25 protein-coding genes and 1 other annotated feature are annotated in these 25989 nt (G+C 54.7%); of the genes, 8 read left to right on the forward strand and 17 right to left on the reverse strand.

Annotated features, from left to right (window positions below; all coding sequences use genetic code 11):
• Positions 1–4: 4 nt before the first annotated feature.
• The 11 genes from ACKTS9_RS03290 to ACKTS9_RS03340 all read right to left on the reverse strand — a co-directional run bounded on the left by ACKTS9_RS03290 (position 5) and on the right by ACKTS9_RS03340 (position 10771).
• Positions 5–622, reverse strand: a complete 618-nt coding sequence (locus tag ACKTS9_RS03290; RefSeq protein ID WP_349216511.1) for a lysophospholipid acyltransferase family protein — start codon at positions 620–622, stop codon at positions 5–7.
• Positions 623–635: 13 nt separating this feature from the next.
• Complete coding sequence (cmk, locus tag ACKTS9_RS03295) at positions 636–1298, reverse strand: (d)CMP kinase (RefSeq protein ID WP_349216512.1); 663 nt, start codon at positions 1296–1298, stop codon at positions 636–638.
• Positions 1295–2527, reverse strand: a complete 1233-nt coding sequence (locus ACKTS9_RS03300) for an NAD(P)/FAD-dependent oxidoreductase (protein WP_349216513.1) — start codon at positions 2525–2527, stop codon at positions 1295–1297. Before ACKTS9_RS03300 ends, cmk begins: the two co-directional genes overlap by 4 nt.
• A 9-nt stretch (positions 2528–2536) precedes the next feature.
• Positions 2537–3613, reverse strand: a complete 1077-nt coding sequence (locus tag ACKTS9_RS03305; protein WP_349216514.1) for a hypothetical protein — start codon at positions 3611–3613, stop codon at positions 2537–2539.
• A gap of 12 nt (positions 3614–3625) precedes the next feature.
• Positions 3626–5098, reverse strand: coding sequence for an MBOAT family O-acyltransferase (locus ACKTS9_RS03310; protein ID WP_349216515.1), 1473 nt, complete (start codon positions 5096–5098; stop codon positions 3626–3628).
• 126 nt (positions 5099–5224) lie between these two features.
• Positions 5225–6181, reverse strand: coding sequence for a glycosyltransferase (locus tag ACKTS9_RS03315; protein WP_349216516.1), 957 nt, complete (start codon positions 6179–6181; stop codon positions 5225–5227).
• 2 nt (positions 6182–6183) lie between these two features.
• A complete protein-coding gene (locus ACKTS9_RS03320) occupies positions 6184–7299 on the reverse strand; it encodes an FAD-dependent oxidoreductase (protein ID WP_349216517.1) in 1116 nt (371 codons plus the stop codon).
• Complete coding sequence (locus ACKTS9_RS03325; protein WP_353963951.1) at positions 7296–8114, reverse strand: glycosyltransferase family 2 protein; 819 nt, start codon at positions 8112–8114, stop codon at positions 7296–7298. The genes ACKTS9_RS03320 and ACKTS9_RS03325 overlap by 4 nt, the downstream gene beginning before the upstream one ends.
• Positions 8111–8905 carry a sugar phosphate isomerase/epimerase family protein gene (locus tag ACKTS9_RS03330; RefSeq protein WP_349216518.1) on the reverse strand — a complete coding sequence of 265 codons (795 nt, stop codon included), beginning with the start codon at positions 8903–8905 and terminating at the stop codon, positions 8111–8113. Before ACKTS9_RS03330 ends, ACKTS9_RS03325 begins: the two co-directional genes overlap by 4 nt.
• 24 nt (positions 8906–8929) lie before the next feature.
• On the reverse strand, positions 8930–9853 hold the full coding sequence (locus tag ACKTS9_RS03335) for a sugar nucleotide-binding protein (RefSeq protein WP_349216519.1): 924 nt from the start codon (positions 9851–9853) through the stop codon (positions 8930–8932).
• A 105-nt stretch (positions 9854–9958) separates the two neighbouring features.
• The gene (locus ACKTS9_RS03340) at positions 9959–10771 is read right to left on the reverse strand and encodes a hypothetical protein (protein WP_349216520.1); all 813 of its coding nucleotides are present in this window, start codon (positions 10769–10771) and stop codon (positions 9959–9961) included.
• Between the two features lie 119 nt (positions 10772–10890).
• Here ACKTS9_RS03340 and murC point away from each other — a divergent pair, with 119 nt between their 5' ends.
• The 3 genes from murC (at position 10891) to ACKTS9_RS03355 (ending at position 14186) form a co-directional block, all read left to right on the forward strand.
• Complete coding sequence (murC, locus tag ACKTS9_RS03345; protein ID WP_349216521.1) at positions 10891–12267, forward strand: UDP-N-acetylmuramate--L-alanine ligase; 1377 nt, start codon at positions 10891–10893, stop codon at positions 12265–12267.
• A gap of 117 nt (positions 12268–12384) precedes the next feature.
• Positions 12385–13044 (forward strand): class I SAM-dependent methyltransferase, encoded by a 660-nt coding sequence (locus tag ACKTS9_RS03350; RefSeq protein WP_407878924.1) that lies wholly within the window; start codon positions 12385–12387, stop codon positions 13042–13044.
• Between the two features lie 176 nt (positions 13045–13220).
• Complete coding sequence (locus ACKTS9_RS03355) at positions 13221–14186, forward strand: IS30 family transposase (protein ID WP_407878926.1); 966 nt, start codon at positions 13221–13223, stop codon at positions 14184–14186.
• A gap of 17 nt (positions 14187–14203) precedes the next feature.
• Here the strand turns inward: ACKTS9_RS03355 and ACKTS9_RS03360 are convergent, their stop codons facing one another.
• From ACKTS9_RS03360 to pheS, 5 genes are all read right to left on the reverse strand, one after another.
• Positions 14204–14560 (reverse strand): type II toxin-antitoxin system PemK/MazF family toxin, encoded by a 357-nt coding sequence (locus tag ACKTS9_RS03360; RefSeq protein ID WP_349215036.1) that lies wholly within the window; start codon positions 14558–14560, stop codon positions 14204–14206.
• Positions 14561–14640: 80 nt separating this feature from the next.
• The gene (locus ACKTS9_RS03365; protein ID WP_349215037.1) at positions 14641–14934 is read right to left on the reverse strand and encodes a hypothetical protein; all 294 of its coding nucleotides are present in this window, start codon (positions 14932–14934) and stop codon (positions 14641–14643) included.
• A 30-nt stretch (positions 14935–14964) separates the two neighbouring features.
• A complete protein-coding gene (locus ACKTS9_RS03370; RefSeq protein ID WP_349215038.1) occupies positions 14965–15210 on the reverse strand; it encodes an IreB family regulatory phosphoprotein in 246 nt (81 codons plus the stop codon).
• Positions 15211–15388: 178 nt separating this feature from the next.
• Positions 15389–17767, reverse strand: a complete 2379-nt coding sequence (gene pheT, locus ACKTS9_RS03375) for a phenylalanine--tRNA ligase subunit beta (RefSeq protein WP_349215039.1) — start codon at positions 17765–17767, stop codon at positions 15389–15391.
• Positions 17768–17785: 18 nt separating this feature from the next.
• Complete coding sequence (gene pheS / locus ACKTS9_RS03380; protein WP_349215054.1) at positions 17786–18805, reverse strand: phenylalanine--tRNA ligase subunit alpha; 1020 nt, start codon at positions 18803–18805, stop codon at positions 17786–17788.
• A 60-nt stretch (positions 18806–18865) separates the two neighbouring features.
• Positions 18866–19106, reverse strand: a binding site (T-box leader).
• A 108-nt stretch (positions 19107–19214) separates the two neighbouring features.
• Between pheS and acpS the strand changes: the two genes are divergently transcribed.
• From acpS to ACKTS9_RS03405, 5 genes are all read left to right on the forward strand, one after another.
• Positions 19215–19622, forward strand: coding sequence for a holo-ACP synthase (acpS, locus tag ACKTS9_RS03385; RefSeq protein WP_349215040.1), 408 nt, complete (start codon positions 19215–19217; stop codon positions 19620–19622).
• Entirely contained in the window at positions 19606–20265 is a 660-nt protein-coding gene (locus ACKTS9_RS03390; RefSeq protein ID WP_349215041.1) for an HD domain-containing protein, read from the forward strand. The genes acpS and ACKTS9_RS03390 overlap by 17 nt, the downstream gene beginning before the upstream one ends.
• 105 nt (positions 20266–20370) lie before the next feature.
• Positions 20371–21345 (forward strand): leucine-rich repeat protein, encoded by a 975-nt coding sequence (locus tag ACKTS9_RS03395; RefSeq protein ID WP_349215042.1) that lies wholly within the window; start codon positions 20371–20373, stop codon positions 21343–21345.
• Between the two features lie 13 nt (positions 21346–21358).
• On the forward strand, positions 21359–22657 hold the full coding sequence (locus ACKTS9_RS03400) for a DUF2201 family putative metallopeptidase (RefSeq protein ID WP_349215043.1): 1299 nt from the start codon (positions 21359–21361) through the stop codon (positions 22655–22657).
• Positions 22654–24153 (forward strand): AAA family ATPase, encoded by a 1500-nt coding sequence (locus ACKTS9_RS03405; RefSeq protein ID WP_349215044.1) that lies wholly within the window; start codon positions 22654–22656, stop codon positions 24151–24153. Before ACKTS9_RS03400 ends, ACKTS9_RS03405 begins: the two co-directional genes overlap by 4 nt.
• 38 nt (positions 24154–24191) lie before the next feature.
• Here the strand turns inward: ACKTS9_RS03405 and ACKTS9_RS03410 are convergent, their stop codons facing one another.
• Positions 24192–25985, reverse strand: coding sequence for an ABC transporter permease (locus ACKTS9_RS03410; RefSeq protein ID WP_349215055.1), 1794 nt, complete (start codon positions 25983–25985; stop codon positions 24192–24194).
• Between the last annotated feature and the right edge of the window lie 4 nt (positions 25986–25989).

Here is a 25989-nt window from a genome sequence, read left to right on the forward strand (position 1 = left end):
TCCTTCACAAATATTGCTGATTTTCAGCAAGCAGCTGTTCCAGCGCCTCTGTCAAAAGCTGTTTGCACTCACGCAGACGTGCAGCGCTGCGCGGCTGTCCCAATGTCAGCTTTTCAGCGGGAATCGGCTTTCCAAAAACAACTGTGCAGTGGCCAAACAGTTTCATTTTACCGCCTTTGTAAATAACGCGGCAGGGAATCATATCCACGCCCGCCTGTGCCGCCACAACAAACGCCCCGGATTTCAGTTTGCCCAGATTTCCGTCTTTGGAACGGGTTCCCTCGGGAAAAATCAGCAATCCCTGTCCTTTGCGGACGCACTCAATTGCCTGGTCCACCACAGCGGTGTCTCCCTTTCCCCTGTGGACCGGAACAACGCCCACGTGGCGGAAAAACCAGCTGAAAAAGGGATTGATCTGAAACAACTCTTCTTTTCCCATCACCAGCATACGCCGACCCCAGAAACGGGCGAGCACGACAAATACCGGATCCAGCGCAGACACGTGATTGGGCGCCAACACAAAACCCCGGTCATGAATCAGATTCTCCCGCCCGATGACTTTGATACGAAAAGCCAGGTGCCAGACCACCCAGGCCAGCGGCACAATGATACAGTAAAGCATAATCCTTCTCTCCTTACAGACGCTCCTGAATCACCTGTTTGAGGCGTTCAAAAGACTCCTCAAAACTGCAGCCGGTCGTATCCACCAGCACTGCATCCGGAGCGGGTTTTAAGGGAGCCAGCGCGCGGTTGGAATCCTGATCGTCACGCCGCCGCACGTCTTCCAGTACGGTCTCATAGCTGACGGTCTCTCCCCGTGCCTGCAGTTCTTCATAACGACGCCGTGCCCGTTCTTCAGGAGAAGCCGTCAGAAAAATTTTGATTTGTGCATGCGGCAGGATCACCGTTCCGATGTCGCGCCCATCCATCAGCACATTGTTTTTTTCCGCCAGGCTTCGCTGCGTGTCCAGCAAAAAGGCGCGCACCGCAGGAATGGCAGATACATCAGAGGCAGCCATGGAAATTTGCTCTGTCCGGATCTGGCCGGACACATCCTCACCGTTCAAAAACACATGCTGGGTTCCGTCCTGGTATGCCAGGCGAATCTCCGTACGGGGCAAAAGCGCGGCCACTCCATCCGCATCTTTCGGGTTTACTCCATTTTTCACAGCACAGAGTCCTACTGTGCGGTACATGGCTCCTGTATCCACATAAATATAACCGAACCAAGCCGCCAGCCGGCGTGCCAGTGTGGATTTTCCCGCACCGGACGGTCCATCAATTGCAATTGCGATCATTCTCTTCTCTCCTCCATATGCATGGCAGCGGCATATGCCGTGGCAAATGCGATGCCTAAATTGTAACCGCCCGTGTAGGCGTCCACGTCCAACACCTCGCCTGCAAACGCAAGGCCCGGACAGCATTTACTCTGCATGGTTTTGGGGTCCACTTCCCGGACCTGCACGCCGCCGCTGGTGATTACCGCATGCTGCAAATCCCCTTTTTCTTTCAGGGCAATGGGGAATGCCTTCAAAAGTTCACACAGGGCACGCCGTTCTGCACGGGTGATCTGATTCACCTTCTTATCCGGCTCCACTCCCCATTTTTCAAGCATAACAGGGCGCATGCTGGCCGGAAGAAGTTTATCCAAACAGCTTTTTGCCTCTTTCCCGGCAAACTGCAAAAAATCTGAATCAATGCGTTTTTCCAGCTTCTCGAAACTGAGCGCCGGTTTCAAGTCCACCGAAAGGCGATAGGAATATTTCTTCATATCACGAATGTGCGCACTGGCGCTGAGGACCAGCGGACCGGACACGCCAAAATGAGTGAACAGCATCTCGCCCATTTCCCGGAACAGAACCTTTTTGCCCTCATACAGCGTCAGCTCCACATTGCGAAGCGGCAGTCCCATCATCCGTTTGCATACATTGCCGTCTTCCACCAGAGAAACCAGGCTCGGCTCCGGTGGAACGACTGTGTGCCCCGCCTGCCTTGCCAACCGATAACCGTCGCCCGTAGAGCCTGTGACCGGATAGGAAACGCCGCCTGTGGCCACCACGACCCAGTCGGCGCGAAGCTTCTGCCCATTCACCAGTTCCACACCTTTGCATACACCGTCCTCCAGCAACAAGGACTTGGCGCCCGTGAAAAGAATGGTTGCGCCTTCCGCCCAACGCAAAAGAGCATCCAAAATATCCTGCGCGCGGTCGCTTTGCGGAAACACCCGGCGGCCCCGCTCCACTTTCAGCGGAACAGCCAGCTGCTGCTCAAAAAGCTGCATGACAAATGAGGGCGGACATGCGCTCAGCGCGGAATAAAGAAACCGCGGATTGCGGCGCACATGCTTCAAAAATTCGTCCGGCTCGCACGCGTTGGTCAGGTTGCAGCGCCCTTTGCCGGTGACCAGAATTTTTCTTCCCGGTCGGGGCATATGTTCCAGAACCGTGACCTGATGTCCTGCGCGCACAGCTGCTCCGGCGCAAAACAGGCCGGCAGCGCCGGCCCCTATGATTAAAACAGTTGCCAAAATTTCCTCCTAGAGATCAAACAGATTTTCCGGATAAAAGCGATACATTGCCTGGTCGGAGCAATGCAGCCCATCGTAAAAATCCAGTGCGCTCAGGCCGCACTTGGACGGATCAAAAGAGCCGAACAGACGCACACCGCAGGTTTCCGCAATCTGCTGCACCACCGGCTCCACCATCAGAATCTTCGTATAAAGTTCCGTCTGTGTCATATAGGTATAATATTCCGGATGGAACGGCGGCAGCATCAGCGCGACCTGCACACCGTCTTCCTGCATGGAAGTGATAAAAGCGATCAGCTGATTCTCCAGATTGGCGGACACGGTCGTAAAGTTTTTCGCAAATTCCGGCGTTGCAATGATGTAGTTCACCGCCCGGTCATGCGTCTGGTCTTCCTGCACGTTCCGCAGTTCCTGATTGTAACAATATGTTCCATCCGCCCGGCGCATATCCGTGTCTGTATAAAACGAATCCGTCGCCACAGGGTCCCGGTCATTCTGAAGGCCTTTTTTTAAATAGTCCAAACTGGATTGAAAATACGGCAACGAAACAGCCTGACTCCACTTCTGCGTCAGCTTTTTCAAAGAAAACTGCGCCGCTTCCGTCTGTACCGGCAACAGCCCGTTTTCCTTGCAAAACGCCTCGTAACCATCGGTCATTGCCCGCGGCTCCTGCGTTTCCTCGCACAAAAACCAGCAATCGACCACCAAAATCACCCGTTCGGGTGTAAATCCATTCTCCCGAAACAAACGGTAAGCTGAAATACAGTCGCGCAAATCCGCGCCTGTCATTCCTGCGCAGAATGTATTTTCGTCCCCCGTCAGTTCCTTTGTGATCTGCATGGAATGACTGGATCCAAGAACCAGCGTACCAATGGGGTCTTTTCGGAGCGATACATATTCTTCCATAAACAACCGGTCATCCATATTACGCAGATTGGAGGCATTTTCTCCGCCGGCCAAAATCTCCGCCACCGTGCGCTCATAGCCGGTGCGAAGCACATTGGCCGGATCTGCATAAAAATTGACACCCACGATCAGAATCACAAACGGAAGAAAGCACAGCGCTCCTTTTAAAAAACGTTTCATGCCATCCCTCCGTTAGAACTGAAAGTAAATAAAGGATGATGTGCCCAGTTTGCCCCAGAAAGCCAGCGCCAGCAAAAGCAAATAGTAAATCGCCATCTTTTGTGCAAACGGCCGCCGGCAGATCCAGGCGCCCATGCTGCATCCTTCTTTTTCTGCGCGCCACTCTCCCCATTCCACCATGAGGACACCAATCAGCACAGGAACCCCCGTTGCATAACCTACGCCCATGTTCCGCAGCCCGTTCAGGACCGCCATCGGATGGAATAAATCCGTCCATCCGGTTGCAAGGCGGCTGTAAAACCACAGCGCCTGCGTCAGGTTTTCTGCGCGGAAAAACACAATGCAGCTTGTGAACAGCAGGTAGACGATTCCGATTTGGCAGAGCGCTTTCAGCCATGCCCAGCGATAAAGCGGATTGCGGCGCGCCAGCACCGCCCGCCGGTTCCCGCTTGCTCTTCCCAAGACCATATAAACCCCATTCAAGAGGCCCCAGATTGCAAAGTTCAAGCCGGTGCCGTGCCAGATGCCGCTCACCAGAAAAATCAGCAGAATGTTCAGGTATGTGCGAATCGTTCCCTTTCGGCTTCCGCCCAATGGGAAATAAAGATACTGACGGAACCAGCTGGTTAAACTAATATGCCAGCGCCGCCACAAATCGCTGAAACTGTGAGCAGCAAACGGCCGGCGGAAGTTCTCGATCACATCAAACCCAAACAGGCGCGCCATGCCGATCGCGATGTCGGAATAACCAGAAAAGTCGCAATACAGCTGGTAAGAATAAAACAGCGCTGCCAGCAGCAGATACGGCCCTGTGTGAACTGTGACATCCAAAAACACTCGGTTCACGACAACTGCCAGTGTATCCGCGACCACAAATTTTTTGAAAAAGCCCCACAGAATGCGCGATGCGCCCTGGCAAAAGACATCGTACTGAAAAGGTGCCGGTCTGTCAAACTGCGGCAGAAGCCCTGTGCTGCGCTCCACCGGGCCGGAAGACACCAGCGGAAAAAAGCTTGCGAACAGCGCCAGCTTCACAAAGTTTCGCTCCGGCTCCCGTTTTCTCTGATAAACATCAATCAAATATCCGGACAGAACAAACGTATAAAAGCTGATGCCCAAAGGAACCGCGAGGCCGTAATCCGGCGGGATATAAGCGGAACCCAAATTGGACGCAGCAATGGCCAGCTGGCGACCGAACCAGTCATAATACTTAAAAAAGCAGAGATTCCCTAAAAGCATAACCAGCCCTAAAACCAGCATTGTGGTCTGAACTGCTTTTGTTTTGGCACAGCCGATCACATCCGCGACAACATAGGAAATGGCGGAAACAACCACAAGCAACACAAAGTAAGCGGTTCCCGCACACGAATAGAAAAACCAGCTTGCCAAAAGCAAAAACAGATTTTTCCACCGTTTGGGTACAGCATAATAGAGAAACAAGCAAACGATCAGAAACACAAAAAAGCGCGCTGATTGAAAGCTCATTGCCTTCCCCCTTCCCCAGACACGGACCCCTTCACTTCCCCGGTCTGGCCGCACATAATAAAAATATTATACCGAAAAAGAAGAATCTGTGCAACAAGTCCTGTTTTTCGGTCGAAACGCATCAAATCAAGCGTCGCTCTGTTCTTTTTGAATCTTTTCGATTCCCTCTACCAAATAGCGCTGATGCTTAAAGACCAGATCCACCAACAGCGTCAGATAGCGCAGCACAACCGCCAGAATGAGGAACACACCGAAAAAGCCCAGCGTCAGCACCAGCATGGTGGTCGTCCAGCCCTCGATGGGTTTTCCGCCGCCAAGATAAATCACCAGCGTATAGACAAACTCCAAAAGCGTCGCCAGCAGCATCAACCCCGCGATTCCACAGGAAAGTCGATACCCCGCATTGGTATACAGCACCAGAGAATCCGCCGCAAGCGAAAAGCGCAGGGCTTCGTTGACGTCCCGCGTGTGGGGAATTCTTTCATCCCGCATGGAATACGCTTTCAAACCGCACGCCGCATAGGCTGCCTTTCGATAAGCCGGAGTGGGTGAAACTGCACGCACCCGATTGACCGCGCGCCGGCTCAGCACCCGGAACACATCGGTCTGGATCGGATAACGCGAACCGGAACTGGCATTGAACACACGGTAAAACAAACTGCTTGAAAAGCTGCGGTTTTTGACCGGTCCCACCGTGACGATATCATATCCTGTCAGCGCCTTTTGGTAAGCCTGAAAAATCAGTTCCGGTTCATAGTCGATCTCCAGAGAATCGAATTCAAAGACAAAATCCCCTACGGAAATATCCACGCCCGCATTCATGCCCAGCTCCATTCCCTGCCAGACACTCATGGTCACAATCGTCACCGGAACATTCTGGGAAGCGCGGCTCACAAAGGCGCGCACCTGTTCCACACTGTCATCCCGGCAGCAATCATCCACCAGAATCACTTCATAGTGATCGAAATGGCGTTGCATCACACCGGTCACTTTCTCCAGAAACTTCTGCACAAAAGCACTGCTGTCATGCAAATAGCCGACCACCGAAACAAAATTGGATTCTTTTCTCTGCGTATTCTCCATGTTTACAATACCTCGTCCAAATCATAAACCGTATTGATTTTTCCCGACAACACGCTCACAAATGTAGGCGTTTGTTCCATCACGCGCACAACGGTGGGCCTTGAGTCATCGATCTCGCTGGCCTTCAGAATCGGCTTCATGCTGAACAGGCTCTTCCTGTAAGAAAAGCCGTACGTTTCCTTCAGATAAGCGCGCGCCAGCTGGCTCATGTAGGGCCAGGCCGAAGCCGGTCTCTCCGGGCACTGATTGCAGTTGGCCAAACTGCCAGGTCGGCACGCCCCTTCACTGGATGCCTGACACGCAAACGTCGGCAGAGCACTGTAGCTGGTCATATGCGGAGTGAACGTCACACTGGTCAGGCTGTGCAGGCCTGTTTTTCCAAAGGGCATAATGGAAAAGAACGGGCCGTCCATCACCGTAATGCCCACGTTTTGCAGCGGCGCCTGCACATCGCACAAAATGATCTCACACAATTCATACTTGATCTTGAAGGGTTCATAGCCCATCAGAGTATGCACATCATTCACACCCGCATAGGTGGCGTTCAAAAGATACGGTGTCTCCCAAACGGTGCCGTCGGAAGCAGTTACCTGCCAGATGTCCCCGCCCTTTTCAATGTGCTCCGGTTTTGAAGAAAAGCGCAGCTGTACATTTTCCAGCGCAGAAAGCTGTTCAAGATAATACTGTTTCAAAATCTGCGCGTCATAAGTATACTCACGGGTTAAAAAAGCTCCATCGCACATACCGGGCTGAAAGAATTTTTCCGCAGAGACCTCTTCACAAAAAATCCCGGCTGCACGGCAAAAGCGTCGAAATTCATCTGCATTTGTCCAACTGAAATGCGCACTGGTGGCATAAATCTGCTGAAACTCCGTATGTTCACAAAAGGAAAAATCCCGATGAAAGCGCTCAAAATAATGCGCGGACTTGATGGCGGTGGAATAACTGCGCGGGTAGTGGTACCCCATATGCACCCTTGCCTGATTGATGTAAGTGGCACGCATGAACGGCGCCGGGTCGCGTTCCAGCACGACCACCTGTTCGCCGCGGCGGCCGCATCTTTCCGCTGCGTACAGACCGTAAAGCCCCGCGCCTAAAATGACCTTATCACATTTCATTTCCGCCGTTTCTCCTCGTTTCCGGGGACGTAAGCGCCCCGAAGATTCGCAAACAAAATCTTTAAAAGTTCCGTATTGCCCCGCATTCCCTTGATTTTGGTAGGCGTTTTACCGGTTTTGGGGTACACGCGAGCCACCGGCACTTCGCACGCTTTCAAGCCCAGCTGTGAAGCGCGCACGGAAAGATACGCCAGCAGTTCATAACCTGAAAAGATATCCCGCAGGGGCTGCACTTCCGGGTGAATCAAATAGCGGCGGGAATAAGCCCGAAAAGCGTTGGTCGTATCCGTAAAGTGCTGCCGGGCAGTCAGGCTGATCACCGGCGCATGGATCAGGCGAACCGCCAGCCAGCGCTGCCAGGGCGTATTGACCGCCCGGCCGCCTTTCACAAAGCGGCTTCCCTGCACAAAATCATATCCATCGCGCAATTTTTGGATCAGAAGAGGAATGCTTTCCACGGAATCCTTATTGTTTCCGTCTACGGTGATCACTCCCTCATACCCGCGTGCAAGCGCAAAGGAAATCCCCATCCGCAGCTGTGCTCCCTGTTTGCCGGGCCCGGTTTTTACCAGCAGCGTATTGACGCCTGCTTTTTTCAGTTTTTCCCATTCCGTGCTGCCGTCGGTGGAACCGCCGTCGCACAAGATGATATCCGCCAGATCCGGAACGCCCGCTTTCTGCGCGCGGATCAATTCCGCCTGAATGCGCTCGCCCTCATTGATGACCGGAATCAGCACACAGTACGACGAAGTCCTGCCTGAAAATTCTTCTTTCCGGTATGCCGGTACTCCCGGCTGCGCCTCTACCTGTATCACGCAAATACCTCCGCCGTTTCTTTCAGTACTCGCTCCACCACCGAGAATTCCTGTGTTTTCATCTCTACTGAGACAAATCCTGCATACCCGGCGGCACGGAGTCCGCTCGCCAGTTCACGATGGACCTCTCGGACGCGGACCGGCGCAAGCCCCGGCTCGCTGATGTGAATATGGCTCACCTGTGCCAGATGATCAAACAGCAAGTCCAGCGACTCTCCATTGGTCAGCATGGTCCCCAGGTCATAGTTCATTTTCAAACCCGGCACGCAAGCCGCAAAATCCAGCGCCTGGGCCGTTGTATTGCAGAAATTGGTTCCGTAAACCGCCGGATTGGCCTCCAGCGCGATCCGCACGCCTTTCTGGCAGGCATACGCCGAAATCTGTGCAAAAAAATCCAGCACATCTTCCGGCCGGTTCTCTTCTGCCATTACGCGCTGGCGCGGATTGCCGAATACAAGGCTGGGACACCCCACCGCCACGGCAAAATCCACCGCCCGCCGGGTATATGCAGTAAGTCGTTCCGCCTGCTCCCCGTCAAAAATATTCCCGCTTTGTCCAAACCATATACTTTGCATGGACGGAATGCACAGGCCATACTGGTCGCGCAGCATCCGCGCTTTTTCGCCGGCCTGCACACATTTTGTGTAAGGCCGCGTTCCCACCAGCCGGGTGGGCGCGATTTCCAGTCCCTCATATCCCCATTGCCGCAAACTGCGCCAAACAGTTTCATCATCCCGGGCCTCAAACCCGATGTTGGACACAGCCAGATGAATTCTCTGTTTTTCGGACAAAACAATCTCTCCTTTGATCTTTGCTCAGCGGGTTTCCGAAACAAACTTCGCAATCTGCCGAAGCACTGTTTCGCGGTCATAGCAGTACCCGTCCGACCCATTCCACAAATCCGCATGTCTGCTGCGCATATCATAACGGGGCGGCGTCGGCGCGCATTCGTTGCAAAAAGCTTCGCCTGCACTTAAAAATGCATACAGCTGCGCAGCCTGAACCGGTTCGGTGCTCAGATTCAATAACGTGAGATCCTCTGCAAGCGCTTTGGAAAGGTCATTCCACAAGCAGCTCAAATCATAAAACTGATAATCAGCACGGCTGTCGGTAAAGCACAGCGCGTTAAAATCGTTTTGAATAAACCAGCCTTCCAGCGCATCCGCAAGTTCTCCCTGTGCGGTTTTGCGATAAAACCCATTTTGCGCAGGAACATATCCCTTTTGGACCAGTGCGCTTTTTTGGGAAAGCTCGTGATATTTTTCCGTCTTCAGCATCGCCGGCGTCCGGTGCAGAAAATCGTAGATAAAATTCTTTTTCAGTCCCTGCCCAAATAACCCCGGGAGACGAACGATCAGCGCATCCGGCCACTGCTCACGCACACACTGTTCCAATCTTGCGCGGTTGCGGCCGTAAGCCTGCTGCTGGTTGCAGTCAGCCGGCGTATCCTCGTCCACGGCATTCGGCTGCGCATAAACATCCACTGTGCTGATGAGCACCAGCTTGCGCGGATGGATCCGTTCCATATTGCGAACGGCGTTTTCCGCCACTTGCCAATCCTGCTCGGGGTCTTTGTTTGCCAAATACTTTGCAGCCGGCATTCCCGCATAGACCAGCAGATCCGGCGAAGTGCCAAATGCACACTCCACATCCGTTGAATGATACAATCCGTCGAAGGAATGTCTGGCCGCAAGATTACCGCCCACGAAGCCCGTGCAGCCCACCAATGCCGTTTTCAAAGCAGATGCCTCCAGAGAAAAGATTTTGTTCATTATAACATGTCGAAAAAGCGGTTGCAAACAAGCCGCAAAAAAGGAAGGCGGACAGCCGCCTTCCCGAAAAAATCAGCGATATTGGTCTTTCAGTGTTCCTGCCAGCATCATCAGTGCCGGCTGTGTGTTGACGGACGGCGCCTTGATCACCGCATCCAAAAGGGCGCGCAGGACCCGGTTCATTTTTGCCGCAGGTACGCCGGACGCCAGCAGCTCCGCCGGGGTCACCGCCAAATGACGCACAAGATAAGGCTCACCCGTTTCACGCAGCTGTTCAAAAAGCTCCAGCTGGCCTTCCCAACGGGCGTCATGGAGAAGGAATGTTTGAACCGCCGCCTCATAATCAATTTCCGGCAGCGTGCTCAGAAGATATTTCAGCGCCTGGATGCTGTCCGGCAGCGTCCGGGTGGCAGCCAGCCGGTCCAGGCCGACCAGTGCTTCTGCAAAGCGCTGTGAAAAGCCAAACCGTTCGCAGACAAACCGATAATTGGCATTGCACATACGCAAAAAGGACCACCAGCGCGTCTCCATGGTGCAGGGCACCTGCTGCAGATCGCACAGGCAGGAAATGCTGTTTGCAATTCCGTAAGAGGCAAATGCCCCGGCCGCGATCAACGGATCCAGCGCCTGCGGCATGTCCGAGAGCAAAAGGCTCTGTACGCTTTCCCGCAAGACCGTACCCGGCAGGCGGTTCAGCAGAGAAACATTTTTCAATGCGGCCGCGTATGTTTCAATTTCCACGGTGCAGTTCCATGCCGCGCAGGCGGTGAACAGTTCCAGAATGCGGGACGGATCTTCCTGATAGAAACGATCCGGCGAGGGCGCCGTACAGCGCAGCACACCGTCCTCCAAAAGATAGTTCTGCCCGGGTCCCTCCGCAGTCATGCCGTCCAACTCCTTTAACTGGTTTTGTCTGATCTAAGTGCATTATACCAAAAATTTTCTCTAATTGTTTATTTTATGCAAAAAAAATTATATAATATCTGTTAAGAGGTGAATGACCGATGAACGCATTTGACAGCACATTGCTGGATGGCAAGACCAAACTTCATTTTGTTGGAATCGGCGGAAGCGGCATGTTTCCGCTGGTACAGATTCTTCACGAGGTCGGTTATGAGATCACCGGCTCTGACGTGAATGAAGGGGATATCATTGAGCGGGAACGCAAAATGGGCATTCCCATCTCCATGGGACACAAGGCGGAGAATGTTCACGGTGCAGAACTGGTGGTGTACAGCGCCGCCATCATGAAGGGGAACCCGGAGGTGGAAGAAGCACAGCGTCTGGGAATTCCTGCGGTAGAGCGCAGCATCATGCTGGGATATGTAGCCAATACTTATCCCCATCCTCTGTGCATCGCGGGCACCCACGGAAAAACCACCACCACCGCCATGACCACACAGATCATGGTGATGGCCGGCACCGACCCGGCTGCTGTAATCGGAGGAAAACTGCCGCTGATCGATGCTTACGGCCGGTACGGCGCGGGAAAAGAAATTGTGGTGGAAGCCTGTGAGTACAGCAACACCTTTTTGCATCTGGTGCCTTATTTATCCGTCATTCTGAATGTGGATGCAGATCACCTGGAATTTTTCAAAACCATGGAGAATCTGAAGGCATCTTTCCGCAAATTTGCCCTGCTGACCACCAATACGGTCGTGGCCAATATTGACGATGCCAACACGGTGGAAGTGATTGGAAGCATTGACCGCCATATCACCACCATCAGCACCCGTCAGCCGGCGGATTACCGTGCCATCAACATTCATGAATACCGCCCCTCTTTCTTCTGCTTTGATCTGGAAGTACACGGGGTCAAAGGAATTCATATTGAATTGAACGTACCGGGCGAACACAACGTTTACAACGCGCTTGCCGCCTTCGCCTGCGCCAGTGCTGCCGGCTGCACTCCCGAACAGTGCGCCGCGGGCATTGCCGCTTTCCGTGGGGCCGGACGCCGCTTTGAATTCCTGGGTGAAAACAACGGCGTGACCATTGCGGATGACTACGCGCATCATCCCACGGAGCTGGAGGCTACCCTGCTGGCTGCCCGTGAGATGCAGTACAAACATGTGTGGGCCGTTTTCCAACCCTTTACCTACACGCGCACGCAAATGCTGCTGGACGATTTTGCACGGGTCCTTTCCATTGCTGACCATGTGGTAATGACGGAAATCATGGGAAGCCGCGAACGCGCCGAGGATTACACCGTGCGCACCAAGGATCTGGCCGCTAAAATTCCGGGCAGCGTCTGGTTCAATACATTTGACGAAGTGGTGGACCACGTAATGCGAAACGCAGAACCCGGCGACCTCGTGATCACGCTGGGTTGTGGAGACATCTACAAAGCAGCCAAAAAGATGATGACCTGGAACGCCTAATCGTTTCGTACCGCCGCATCAGCCAGGGCGGTTTTCGCACACAGATTTCTCAGCGGCGGTTTGACATTTGTCAGGCCGCCGCCTTTTTCATCTTCAACAAAGGTTGTGACAAACAGCATGCTCGAAAAAATGAATGACTTTTTCAACAGTCGAATCGACGAATACGAGGAACACCAGCTAAATGCCATCGCCGGGGCCAGAGAGTTCTACCCTTTTACGGCCAAACAGCTGCCCATGCACCCGCACGCTCGTGTTCTGGACCTGGGCTGCGGGACCGGGCTGGAATTGAGGTATTACTTTCAGCTGAACCCCTCGGCCCGGATCACAGGCATTGATCTGGCAGACAAACTACTGCAGGCGTTGGCTGAAAAATATTCCGATAAGGACCTGACTTTTGTGCAAGGCTCCTATTTTGACATTTCCTTCGATGCCTGCTGCTATGACGCCGTTGTGTCCGTGGAGTCGCTTCATCATTTCACGCTGGAAGAAAAAATCCCCCTGTACACCAAAATTTTTGAGGCACTGATCCCCGGCGGCTTTTTTCTTCTGACCGACTATTTTGCGCAGACCGAAAGCGAGGAAATCGGCTTCCGGCAGGAACTGCTTCGGTTGAAGGCCGCACAGGGTATTTGTGACAGCGCATTTTATCATTACGACACTCCGCTGACGGTCGCCCATGAGATTCAGGCCTTGCAGGCCGCCGGTTTTTCCGAAATAGAAGTTCTCGGCCAGTGGAGCGCCACCCATGTAATCAAAGCGCAAAAAGACAGCGTTTGAAAGCTGTGATGCATTTTGTCAACAAAAAACAGAGCAGCGCGCAAGCGCTGCTCTGTTTTATTGTTTTGGTGAATTATACTATCAAGTGCAACACTTTAGGGAAATAAAAAGGAGTTCATACAGCCCCCTGTGGTAGAATGAAGTTACCACACCACCAAACCACCGGAGGGAACTGTATGAACTACCATCATCTTACCATAGAAGAGCGCAGTTGTATACGGAAATATTATGTGGATGGTCTGAGTTACCGGGAGATTGCCCGGCTGATTGGGAGAAACGTGAGCACGGTGTCGCGGGAGATACGGCGAAACTGCACCCATATGTATGACATTCCGACCTACTACCCCCACACGGCGCAGAAGAAGTACCTGCTGCGGCGCTCCTACTGCCACCGCGGGATGTTCCATTCCCAAGAAGTGATCGACTACATAGAGGAAAAGCTGCGTGCGACGTGGTCGCCGGAGCAGATCGCCTGTACCCCTTGTGAACGAAAGATGCCCAGCTGGAGTACCATCTACCGGTGGATCTATGAGAAATACCTGGTAAATGGCAATCTGAAGGTACTGCGCCGCAAGGGAAAGAGCCATGGAGTCAAGGAAACGCGGGGAAAGTACAGCAAGGGAAAATCCATCCGCAAGCGGGACAAATCGGTGTACAGCCGCCAGGAAGCCGGACACTGGGAAGCGGACACCGTAGTGAGTGGCCAGGGCAAAAGCAAAGCCTGCTTTGCCACCCTGGCGGAGCGAAAGACCCGGTTTTACATTGCCGTGAAGATGCCGGACCGGAGAGCTGAGACCATGGAAAACGCCGTTGTCGCTGCCCTGTCCGTCTTTCCACCGCAGCTAGTCAAAACCATTACCTGCGACCGGGGCACAGAGTTTGCCAACTGGCGCCGTATTGAAGAACGATTGCATTGCGAGGTCTATTTTGCCGACCCGTATTGTGCCTGGCAGAAAGGCACAAACGAGAATCTGAACGGTCTGCTCCGGGAGTTTTATCCCAAGGGCAGAAATCTTTCCCGCGTTGCTCCCGCCACATTAAAACGAAACCTGGCGTTGTTGAACGCCAGGCCTCGCAAAGTTCTTAACTTCCATTCTGCCCGGGAATTATGGGACTTTGAACTCAATTCCTGTTGCACTTAGTTTGACAATTCACTGTTTTACCTGCTTTCCAAACCAAAACTGATGCCCAGGGCAGCGTCCACTTTGTGCTGCGCTTCCGGGTCGATGCGGCCTGCTCTTTCACGAAGACGGCGTTTGTCCAGCGTGCGGATCTGCTCCAGCAAAACCACACTGTCACGGGTCAGGCCGCCGGTACCCGCCTTCAGTCCGATATGGGTGGGCAGATTGGTCTTGTCTTGTTTGGAAGTGATGGCGGCGGCAATCACCGTAGGACTGTATCGGTTTCCTACATCGTTCTGCACGATAAGTACGGGACGAATACCGCCTTGTTCCGATCCCACGACCGGGCTCAGGTCTGCGTAAAAAACCTCTCCGCGTTTGACTTCTTTTTCCAAAACGAAACCCTCCCTTTGCCTATAGTGTGGCAAAGAGAGGGTTCTTTTAAACATTGCATGAAAAACTTTCCGCTGCCGCGTCAGGCCTTTTTCTCTCCCAACGCTTTTTCCAGCCAGATGCTGCCGATTTCCAATGCGCTCCACAGGCCGTATTTATCGCTCTGCCGCGCCATGCGTTCGATGGGGCTTTTGGTGGTATCGGTAGAGAGCAGCGTGACATGAATGCGGTCCGCAACACGCACGCCATTTTCCTCCTTGCTGGTCAGAACTTGCATGAAGATGACATACGGATCGGCCAGATTGCCGTAATAGATATCGTTCTTACACCGGACCAGCGGTTTTCCTTTGTAAGTCAGTTTCGGGGTAAATGCCATGAGAAGGTTCTCCTTTTCTGCGGGCGTGATTTACTCGCCCAAATAATTTTTCAGCAGCACCTGCAGCAGATCATCGCGGTCAATGCGGCGAATGTTTGCACGCGCGCCCTGATAAGTGGTGATGTAGGTGGGATCTTCCGAGAGAATATATCCCACGAGCTGGTTGATGGGATTGTACCCCTTTTCTTTCAACGCGCGGTATACATCTGTCAAAATGGCCTTGATCTCTTTATCCTTATCATCGTAAATCGAGAAAATGGCGGTAGGCTCACTCATACTCTCTGTCCCTCCTTGAATAGAATAAATTCCTGTATATATTGTATCTTAAAATCCATATTCGTGCAAGGGGAACCACTGAAAATCCACGCTTTGTTTTCCGTATCTTCAAACAATTTTCAAAATTGAAAAAGCGCCGTGTCGAAACACGGCGCTTTTTGCATCACACAAGAACAATTCAGCTGCGCAGAACGACCTGGATTTCCGCCAGGCTTTTCAGCACTTTCTGCACAATATTTTCCGTTTCCTCATCGGTCAGCGTGCGGTCGGGCGCCCGCAGAACCAGATTATAAGCAAGACTCTTCTTGCCCTGGGCCATGTGTTCACCGGTGTACACATCAAACAGCGTCAGGCTCTCCAGCAGTTTGCCCGCCGCCTTCTCAATGCACTGCGCAATCTGCGCTGCCGGCATGGACAGGTCCGCCACCAGCGCCAGGTCACGGGCGGTGGCCGGGTGCTTGGGCAGCGGCTGGAACAAAGCCGTGCCGCCGCGATGCGCGAACAAAACGTCCATGTTCAGCTCCGCTGCAACCACACGCGGTTTCACGCCGTAGTTGCCCAGCACAGTGGGATGCAGCTCACCAATCACACCCAGCTTTTCGTCGCCCAGGTAAATGTCGGCGCAGCGTCCCGGATGATACGTGGTTCCCGCGGCATTGCGCTCATAACGCACGTCCTTCACACCCGCGGTCTCCAGCAGTTTCTCCACCATTCCCTTCAGGGCCAGGTAATCATACTCCTGCCCATAAGCAGCCAGAACAACGCTTTCCACTTCATCAGGCAGCTCGTCGGGACCGCCATGCGGCAGATACACCGTGGCATCCTCGAACACTGCGCACTCAGCCGCGCGCGCATTGTAGTTGCGTGTCACCACATCCATCACGCTGGGAAGCGCCGTGGTGCGCATGATGCTGGTATCCTCGCCCAGCGGGTTGGAAATGACCACTGCCTTGCGCAGCGGGTCGTTCTGCGGCAGGTTGATGGCATCAAAGGACTTGCGGCTGAAGAAGGAGAATGTCTCCACCTCATACAAACCGTATCCCACCAGCGTGTTGAGCATTTTCTCCCGGAAGGTCTGCCGTTCTGTGGGCCGCGCACTGGCCACGCCGGTCATAATGGTGGAAGGCATTTTATTGTATCCCACATAGCGCGCCACTTCTTCTGCGATATCGCAGTCGCGTTCCACATCCCAGCGGTCGGACGGCACGATCACATCGTCACCATCCATGACAAAGCCAAGGGGCAGCAGAATGTCGATCATCTGCTGTTTGTCCAGATTCGTGCCCAACAGCTTGTTGACCATCTCCGGACGCAACAGAACACGGCGCTCCTCACGTTTTTGCGTCCACACATCCACAACGCCGTTGACCACGTCGCCCGCATCCAGCAACTGAACCAGTTCCAGCGCGCGCTGCAGGCAGCGCAGGCAGCCGTTGGGGTCCAGCCCTTTTTCATAGCGGCCGGACGCTTCGGTGCGCATGCCCAGCTTTTTGGCAGTGGTGCGCACAGAGGGACCATTGAACATGGCGCTTTCAAACACGATCGTAGTGGTATCATCATAAACGCCAGAGAACTCGCCGCCCATCACGCCAGCCACGGCAATGGGGCCTTTTTCATCGGCAATGACCAGCATCTCTTCGCTGAGCACACGATCCACACCGTCCAGCGTCTCAATCTCCTCACCCGGACGTGCGTTGCGCACGGTGATATGCCCGCCGTTGACGTATTTATAGTCGAAGCAGTGCATGGGCTGGCCGTACTCCAGCATCACATAGTTGGTGATATCCACCAGGTTGTTGATGGGGCGAACGCCGCACAGGCGCAGCCGCTCGCGCATCCAGCGGGGCGACGGCTTAACGCGCACATTTTCCACCACAGCACCCACATAGCGGTAACACAGGTCTGCGTTTTCAATATCCACCTTCAGGAAATCTGTTACATCACCATGGCCGGATTTTACTTCGGGCACGTGGTCCATGAACGGCACGCCGAACGTCGCCGCGGTCTCACGGCCCAGGCCGCGGACGCTCAGGCAGTCCGGACGGTTGGGTGTGATTTCAAAATCCACGCTCACGTCATCCAGACCCAATGCACGCACAATGGGGGTTCCCGTGGGCCATTCCTCGTCCAGCACCATGATGCCGTCCTCGATGGCATTGGGGAAATCGTGTTTGGTCAGGCCCAGCTCCGACAGGCTGCACAGCATTCCGTTGGACTCAACGCCGCGCAGTTTTCCTTTCCGGATTTCCTTGCCGCCGGGCAGAAGGCTCTTGTGCAGCGCGGCCGGGACCAGATCGCCCACCTTCAAATTGCCCGCACCGGTCACGATCTGCACCGGCTCGTCCTGACCCACATCCACCTGACACACGACCATATGGTCGGAGTCCGGATGCGGCACAATGGACAGAATTTTGCCCACCACGACATTCTTGATCTGATCGGCTTCGCACTCATATGTCTCCACTTTGCTGCCGCTCATAGTCATGCGCTCGGCATACTCGTGAGGAGTGCACTCAAACTTGGCGAATTCCTTCGCCCATCCCAATGGCATTTTCATGTTGTGTTCCTCCTCAGCTTAAAATTGTTTCAAAAAGCGCAGATCGTTCTCGTACAACAGGCGCATGTCGTCAATCCCGTAGCGCATCATGACAATGCGCTCCAGGCCCACGCCGAACGCAAAGCCCGAATAAACTTCCGGGTCGATGCCGCAGTTCTCCAGCACCTTGGGATGCACCATGCCGCAGCCCAGGATCTCGATCCAGCCCTCGCCCTTGCACAGGCTGCATCCCTTGCCGCCGCACTTGAAGCAGCTCATGTCCATCTCGGCGCTGGGCTCCGTGTACGGGAAGTGATGCGGACGGAAGCGCACGCGAATGCCTTCGCCATACAGCTTCTTAATAAACATTTCCAGCGTGCCTTTCAAATCGCTGAACGTGATGTTCTTGTCCACCACGAGACCTTCGATCTGATGGAAGATCGGGGAATGGGTTGCGTCCACCGCGTCCGAACGGTACACCCGCCCCGGGCAGATGATGCGGATGGGCGGTTTCTGGTTCTCCATTGTGCGGATCTGAACCGGGCTGGTCTGCGTGCGCAGCAGCACATTTTCCGTAATGTAGAACGTGTCCTGCGTATCCCGCGCGGGATGGCTTTTGGGCATATTCAGCATTTCGAAATTGTAATGATCCTGCTCCACTTCGGGGCCGGACACCACGTCAAAACCCATGCCCAAAAAGATCTCTTTCAATTCGCCCAAAACCTGCTCAAAGGGATGGCGCTTTCCCTGCACCGGACGTTTGCCCGGCAGCGTCACGTCAATTTCCTCCTGCGCCAGACGTGCAGCCAGCGCCGCCTGCTCCAGTTCTTTGGTCCGGGCCGCAATGTCCGCCGTGATTGCCTCGCGGACTTCGTTGGCCAGAGCGCCCACCACCGGACGTTCTTCCGGGCTGAGTTTGCCCATTTGTTTCAGGATCGCGGTCAATTCGCCTTTTTTGCCCAGAAAACGAACGCGCAGTTCTTCCACCTGCGCCGTGCTCTCGGCCTGCGCGATCAGAGAATCCGCCGTGGCCTTGATGTTTTGCAGTGCCTGTTTCAACATTCTTTCTCCTTTACCATGAAATTACGGGACGAAAAAAGGCTTCGTCCCTTGCCTTAAAACAGGGACGAAGCCTTGAAAACTCCGCGGTACCACCCATATTTTTGCCGTACTGTCGTACAAGAGCAAACACTCTTTTGCCGGATAACGGCGGCATCCGTCCCCGCCTACCAGCAAAAGCCTTCAGCAGGGCCGCTCAAAAGTGAACTTCCGCACAGCCCTCTGCCGGGCGCTTCCAGCCATTGACGCCCTTCTCTTGGGACATTGCGTCTGCGCGTACTCTCTTTGTCATCGCGTTGTTGTAGCATATTATACCGTTCCTTTACCCAAAATTCAAGCCCTGACACTGGATTTTGCTGTAAAAAAACAGTATACTGAAAGGCAGAACCCACCGGAGAGGAGAATGGGAATGATCGCTGGCATCGGCGTAGATACAACGCGGATCTCCCGCATCGAAAAAGCTTTGGAGCACGAGTCCTTCCTGAAACGTGTATTTGGCCCCCGGGAACTGGCGCTCTTTCAGGCGAAAAAGATGCGTGCGGAAACCATCGCCGCCAACTTCGCCGCCAAAGAGGCGCTTGGCAAAGCGCTGGGCGAAGGGCTGTCGGGGTTCGTGTGGTCTGAGGCCGAAGCGCTGCGCGATGAAGCCGGCGCCCCCTATTTTGTTTTCTGCGGCGAAGCATTGCGCCGCATGGAAGAAAAAGGGCTTTGCGCATTTCTCTCCCTGACCCATGAGGGCGATTTTGCCACAGCTTTTGTGGTACTGGAACAAAACGGATGTTTTAAGAAAGGATTTCCAAATGATCACACCGATTGAAATCAAGGAAAACGAACAAATCCGCACCTATATCGAGCGGGCGGATGACACATTGAAAGCGCTGGGCTTTACCGAACACAGCTTCGCACACGTCACCCGTGTGGCGCACTTTGCGGAAAAAATTCTGGCTGAGCTGGGGTATGACAAACGCACCCAGGAGCTGGCCTGGATTGCCGGTTATATGCACGACATCGGCAACGTGATCAACCGCATTGACCACGCCCAGTCCGGAGCTGTCATGGCCTTCCGCATTCTGGACAAGCTGGGCATGCCCGCGGATGAGATTGCAACAGTCTGCTCGGCCATTGGCAACCACGATGAAGGCACTGCTTTTCCGGTCAATCCCGTTGCGGCCGCGCTGATTCTCGCGGACAAGACGGACGTTCGCCGAAGTCGTGTTCGCCCCAAAGACCTGCACACCTTCGACATCCACGACCGGGTCAATTACGCGGTGGAAAAAGCTTCCACCATGCTGGATATGGACCAGCGCGCAGTGGTTCTCAATCTGCAGCTGGACACGGCCATCTCCCCCATGATGGACTACTTTGAAATCTTTCTGGACCGCATGACGCTGTGCCGGAAAGCAGCTGACAAATTGGGCCTTGGCTTCCATTTGGTGGTCAACGGACAAAGCGTGCTGTAAAAAGCAAACCCAGCCTGTTCGGCTGGGTTTGCTTTTTGCTCTTCCCTTATTTCCCCTAAAATGGTATGATTAGATCAATGTCTTTTTTGGAAAGAGTGTTTTTTCATGGAATGGATGGATGGCGAAAACGAACTGACCCTCACCTGCCGGCACCAGGCGGGCGGTGTGGCGGTGCTGCGCTGTGAAACGCGCGACCCGGTGATTCATCTGCCGGATACCATACTGGGAGTGCCTGTGACGGCACTGGGTGATTATGCCATGGCCAGACGCGCGCCGGATATGTCCGGTATCCGCGATTTGTTTACCGTTCATGTCGGCCGCGGCCAACCCGAACCGCACGACGCAGACGGCATCCGGCAGGTCACGCTCCCTCTCCATTTACAGAGCCTGGGCGATTACGCATTTTATGACTGTCAGGCTCTGGAACAGCTGGACATCTCCCCGGCGATGGCGGATGTGGGGTCCGGCGCCTTTCTGAACTGCAGCCGCCTGCACAACATTCGGCTGGCCGTTTCGCCGTCGGGAGAGAGCTGCCTGCGGGGAGTTCTGCGCGAACACCACGGAGAATTGCTGTGCAGGATGCATTTTGCGGATGGCACGCAGGCGCGTCTTTGGTTTCCCGCTTACAGCGAGGAGTATGAAGAGCTGGCCGCGCCCCACATTTTCGGCTACCACATCGAGGGAGCCGGATTTACCTACCGCCAGTGCTTCGACGGGAAAAAGCTGAATTTTTCCCAGTACGACGCGGCTCTGGAGCGGCTTGTGCGCACCCGGGATTTTGAGGATGCCGTGCGCGTTGCGCTGGGCCGCCTGCGCTGGCCAAAAGAACTTTCCCCGGCGAACCGGGAACAATACCGTGCGCTTGTAGCAGAGCACGCCGCTGCGGCACTGAAGGTGCTGGCGGATGCCCGGGACACGGAAGACATGGCCTGGGCGTTGGGGCTGGAGCTGTTTCCACCTGAGGCGCTGCAGGCCGCCTGCGATCGCGCCCGGAATGACCGGGACACGGAGATGCTGGGCCTTTTGATGGAACACCTGCATCGAACCGGCGCGGGCCGCACCAAAACCTTTGACCTTTGAAGGAGGAATCGCCATGCCGCAATCCGATGCCTGGAGCAAAGCAGGCCGTGCGATTTTGACAGCCGCCCGCAACGAATTGTATCTGAATCTGCCGTTTCTGGACGCAGCTCTGTGTGCACTTCCCTTTTCCGATGAACAGGATACGGATTTTATCGCCACGGATGGACAGGCCTTCTTTTTCAATGGAAGCTATCTGGCCCTGCGCTATGAAAAAAGCCGAAACCTTGTGTGCCGGGCCTATCTTCATCTGCTGCTTCACTGCATGTTGCTTCACCCGGCCAAGCGGCAGGGACGAGACGGCGAGCTGTGGGACCTTTGCTGTGACATTGCCGTGGAACACATGCTGGACTCGCTGGACTACCGCTGCCTTGCAGCGGCGCCCAGTCCCCGGCGCTCCGGCCTGTACCGCCGCCTGGAAGAAGAACGGAAAGTTTTGACCGCCGAAGCGCTGTATCGTTTTTTCAAAAACCATCCGCTGGAAGAATACGAGCGCGCCACTCTGGCGCGGGAGTTTTTTGAGGACGACCATTCTCTGTGGGAAAAAGCTTCTCAGGAAGAGCAGGAGCAGCCCCGGCAAAACTGGCAGCAAATCGCCCAGCACACCCAAACCAGTATGGAAACAGTGATGAGTGAGGCATCGGGCGGCGGGCAGGCTGTACTGGAACAGCTGCGTGTGGAAACCAGGGAAACTGCTGATTACCGTGCATTTCTGCGCCGTTTCGCCGTCACAGGAGAAGAGTCCGGCATTGATGCGGACACTTTCGATTACAACTATTACACCTACGGGCTGCGCCGCTACGGAAACATGCCGTTGATTGAGCCTCTGGAAACCCGGGAGGTGCAGCGAATCCGGGATCTTGTGATCGCCATTGACACATCCATGTCCACTTCCGGCGAATTGGTGCGCCGCTTTCTGCAGTACACGTATGGTATTCTGAAGCAGAGCGAGAGCTTTTTTCGTTCGTTCCATCTGCGGATTCTGCAGTGCGACGATCAGCTTCGAGTCGACAAAGCCATTTCCAGCCGAAAAGAGCTGGAAGAATACATGGAAAACTTTGAACTGGCCGGACAGGGTGCGACGGATTTCCGCCCGGTGTTTCGCCATGTAGACAGCCTGGTGGAACAGGGCGCGTTTCATAAGCTGCGGGGTGTGATTTACTTCACCGACGGGCTGGGCATTTACCCCGCCAAGCGCCCCGCCTACGATGCGGCTTTTGTGATGCTGGCCCAGCAGGGATTTCCCGAACGGGTTCCGCCATGGGGGATCCGCATTCTTCTGGATGAAAACGAACTGCAAGGAGACACGCTATGAATATCAAGCAAGCAAAACAGGAGATTAAAAATGCCATTCGCGCTTATCTTGCGCGGGATGAATTCGGCCAGTACCGCATTCCCGTGGTGCGCCAGCGTCCGATTTTGCTGATGGGGCCTCCGGGCATCGGCAAAACGCAGATCATGGAGCAAATTGCCGCTGAAACCGGTGTGGCGCTGGTGGCATACACCATCACACATCACACCCGTCAGAGTGCGCTGGGCCTGCCGTTCATTGTGGAGCGCACGTTTGCCGGGCGAACGGTTTCGGTGACAGAATACACCATGAGCGAAATACTGGCCACCGTGTACCGGACCATGGAAGAAACCGGGCTTCAGGAGGGCATTCTTTTTCTGGATGAAATCAACTGCATTTCGGAAACGCTGACCCCCATGATGCTTCAGTTTTTGCAGTGCAAGACGTTCGGCAACCAGAAGCTGCCGGATGGCTGGATCATTGTCGCGGCAGGAAACCCTCCGGAATACAACAAGTCTGTCCGGGAGTTTGACGTGGTCACACTGGACCGTGTCAAACGCATCGATGTGGAACAGGATTTTTCCGTGTGGAAAGAATACGCCTATCAAAAAGGAATTCACGGCGCCATTCTCACCTATCTGGAAATTCACAAGGAACATTTCTATGCCTTTGAAGCTTCGGTAGACGGCGTTCAGTTCGCCACTGCCAGAGGTTGGGAAGATCTCTCGGAGCTTCTTCTCACCTACGAACAGCTGGGGATTCATCCGGACCGGGAGGTGATCGGTCAGTACATCCAACTGCCCCGCATCGCCAAGGACTTTGCAAACTATCTGGAATTGTACGCCAAATACCGCCAGGTCTACCACGTGGATGACATTTTGAACGGGACCTGGGATAAGCTGTCCGCCCGTGAGCTGCAGAGCGCGCCTTTTGATGAAAAACTGAGTGTACTGGGACTTTTGATCGCACGGCTCAGCGAAAGCGCCCGGGTATGCCGCCGCCAGGATCTTCTGACGGACGAGCTGCACGCCTGTCTGACCCGTGTAAAACAGTCTGCAAGCGACACCGGGAATGCTCTGACGCAGGAGCTGCAGGGTGTGCAGGCGCGCATTGCCCGGCAGATTCAGGCCGGGAATGCCGACCCTCAGGAACAGCGAACGCTGCGGGCTGCCGCAGGCCAGCTGGAACACTATCTGCATCTTTTGGACACCGAGCGGCCGGACGGAACAGAAGCTTTCGAATTGGTGCGCGGGCAGTTTCAGACACAGGTCCGGGCGCGGCTGGACACGGCACAGGTCACGGGCGATCAGATGAACGCAGCCTTTGCCTTTTTGGAGCAGGCGCTGGGCGAAAGCCAGGAAATGGTTATTTTCGCCACAGAGCTGACAGCCAACCCATACACTTCCTGGTACATTCAAAACTTTGGCTGCGACGCCTACTTCCGCCATAACAAAGCACTTTTGTTCGATGATACCCGCACGCAGATTCTGGATACCATTGCTGCTGCACGCAAAGAATAAACAAGGCCTTCGGCTGTTTCAGCCGAAGGCCTTTCTTTTTATTCCCGGACGAGGTCATCCCTCACCGAAGCGTGCAGTGCCGCATTCAGCGCGATGCGGTTGGCGGCCCAGCACACCGCTCCGGCGCACACCGCCACCACAAGACCAGTTTTGCAAGATTCCGCCAGGCATGCCAGCCAGTGAAAATCGAAAAAGGAAATCATCTGTTTTTCCAGAAAATAGTATGCCCCTATTCCGAGTGGCAGACCCAGCCCCAGTCCCCAAACAAAGCGATTTCGCGCTTCGATGCCCAGTGTGCGGCGAATGCCGGTCTGCGTCATGCCGGCGCTTCGCAGAAGGGCAAACTCCCGGCGGCGCATCTGTGCCTGCGCGCTGACTGCGCTGAGAACGGATGCGGTGCAGCCGACCGCCAGAAGCACGGCGAATCCACCGCAGCAGATTCGCAGCAAATCAATGGCCGCCTCGGTGGCAGCGTAGTTCCAGGAAGATCGCGTGAAGTCCTGGATCACATAAGCTGTCATGTCACTTCCCACCAAGTCATGTCCGTCGTCTTGCACTGCCCTCTCAGCCAGCGCCTGCGTCACAGCCGGTGTCAGCTGTGCCGCATCCTGCGTTTCCACCAAAATCTGCAAAAGGCGCTCTGCCCGCTGCAGCTTTCCCGGGAACGCGTCATACGCGCTCTGGGTCGTAATCAGATACTGTGTCGAGAATCCGTTTTCCTCCTGCAATCCTGCCGGCAGCGGGTTGCTGCAGAAGTCTGTCACCACACAGTCGCCGCTTTGAGCGGTCTGTCCAATGTTGAAAGATGGTTTCTGTTGCCCGTCCGATGCATAAACACAGCTCAGCGTCCCTTCTTCTGCAGCGGGCAGCGGAGCCCCGTACCACTCTTCAAATGCCTGGTCATCCAGCGTGAGCACCTTGGCCATGGAATCTCCCACCGGCCAAATCAGGCCGGTGTCTTCGGAAGAGTACACCCGGCTGTCCGTTACGTTTGCCGCCGCATTCCGTACCAGACGATCCAATTCCGCCGGTTCATCGCCGCCGCGCACCCAGCAGTAGACACGATAGCTGTACTCCGGCACACTGTCTTCATACGAGCGCACCATTCCTTCCGAAAAGCCCAGTGTCAGCATCACCAAGAACACACAGACAGCGATCACCGCGGTCTGGCTGCTTCGTTCGCGATACGCGGAAATGCTGCGAACCGCAAGCAATTTTTCCACATTTTTAAAACGGACTCTGCCCCGGCGTTTGGGCAGAGCACAGCTTTCCCGCACGGCCTCAATGGGTGTCAGGCGGGAAGCTTCCCGTGCCGGCCCCCACGTGGCCAGCAGCAGCGTGACCAGAACACACGCCGCTGCCAGCAGCACATGCTGCGGCCGGACCAACAGCGTCAGTGGACGGGCATTCAGCTGTGTCCAGCTTTTCAAAACAGAAAAAACAACTGCCAAACCTGCGGCGGAAGCCACCAACCCCAAAGGGATGCTGCACCCGGCCAGAATCAGCGCATCCATCCACACGCTTTGCCGCAGCTGGCGGCGGGTAGCGCCCAGACTGGCCATCTGGCCCAGCATGCGTGTGCGCTGCGACAACGACAGACGGAATATGCTGCGCAGCAAAATCGCCAGGCCCAAAATCAGAGATCCCAATACCAGACGGGAGAGCAGCAGGACCTGCTGCGCCAGATCAGACCGCTGGGAAAAGGATGCCGCCAATGATTCCCCGCCAAACAGAACCGCCCCGATCAGGCCCGTACAGATTACCGCACAGATCCAGGTGAACCAGGTGCGCGCGCCGCCTCGCACAAACTGCCGGGAAGTGAGCAGAAACATGGCT

This window comes from Owariibacterium komagatae, assembly GCF_045865535.1.
Taxonomy (GTDB): Bacteria; Bacillota; Clostridia; order Oscillospirales; family Ruminococcaceae; genus Ruthenibacterium; species Ruthenibacterium komagatae.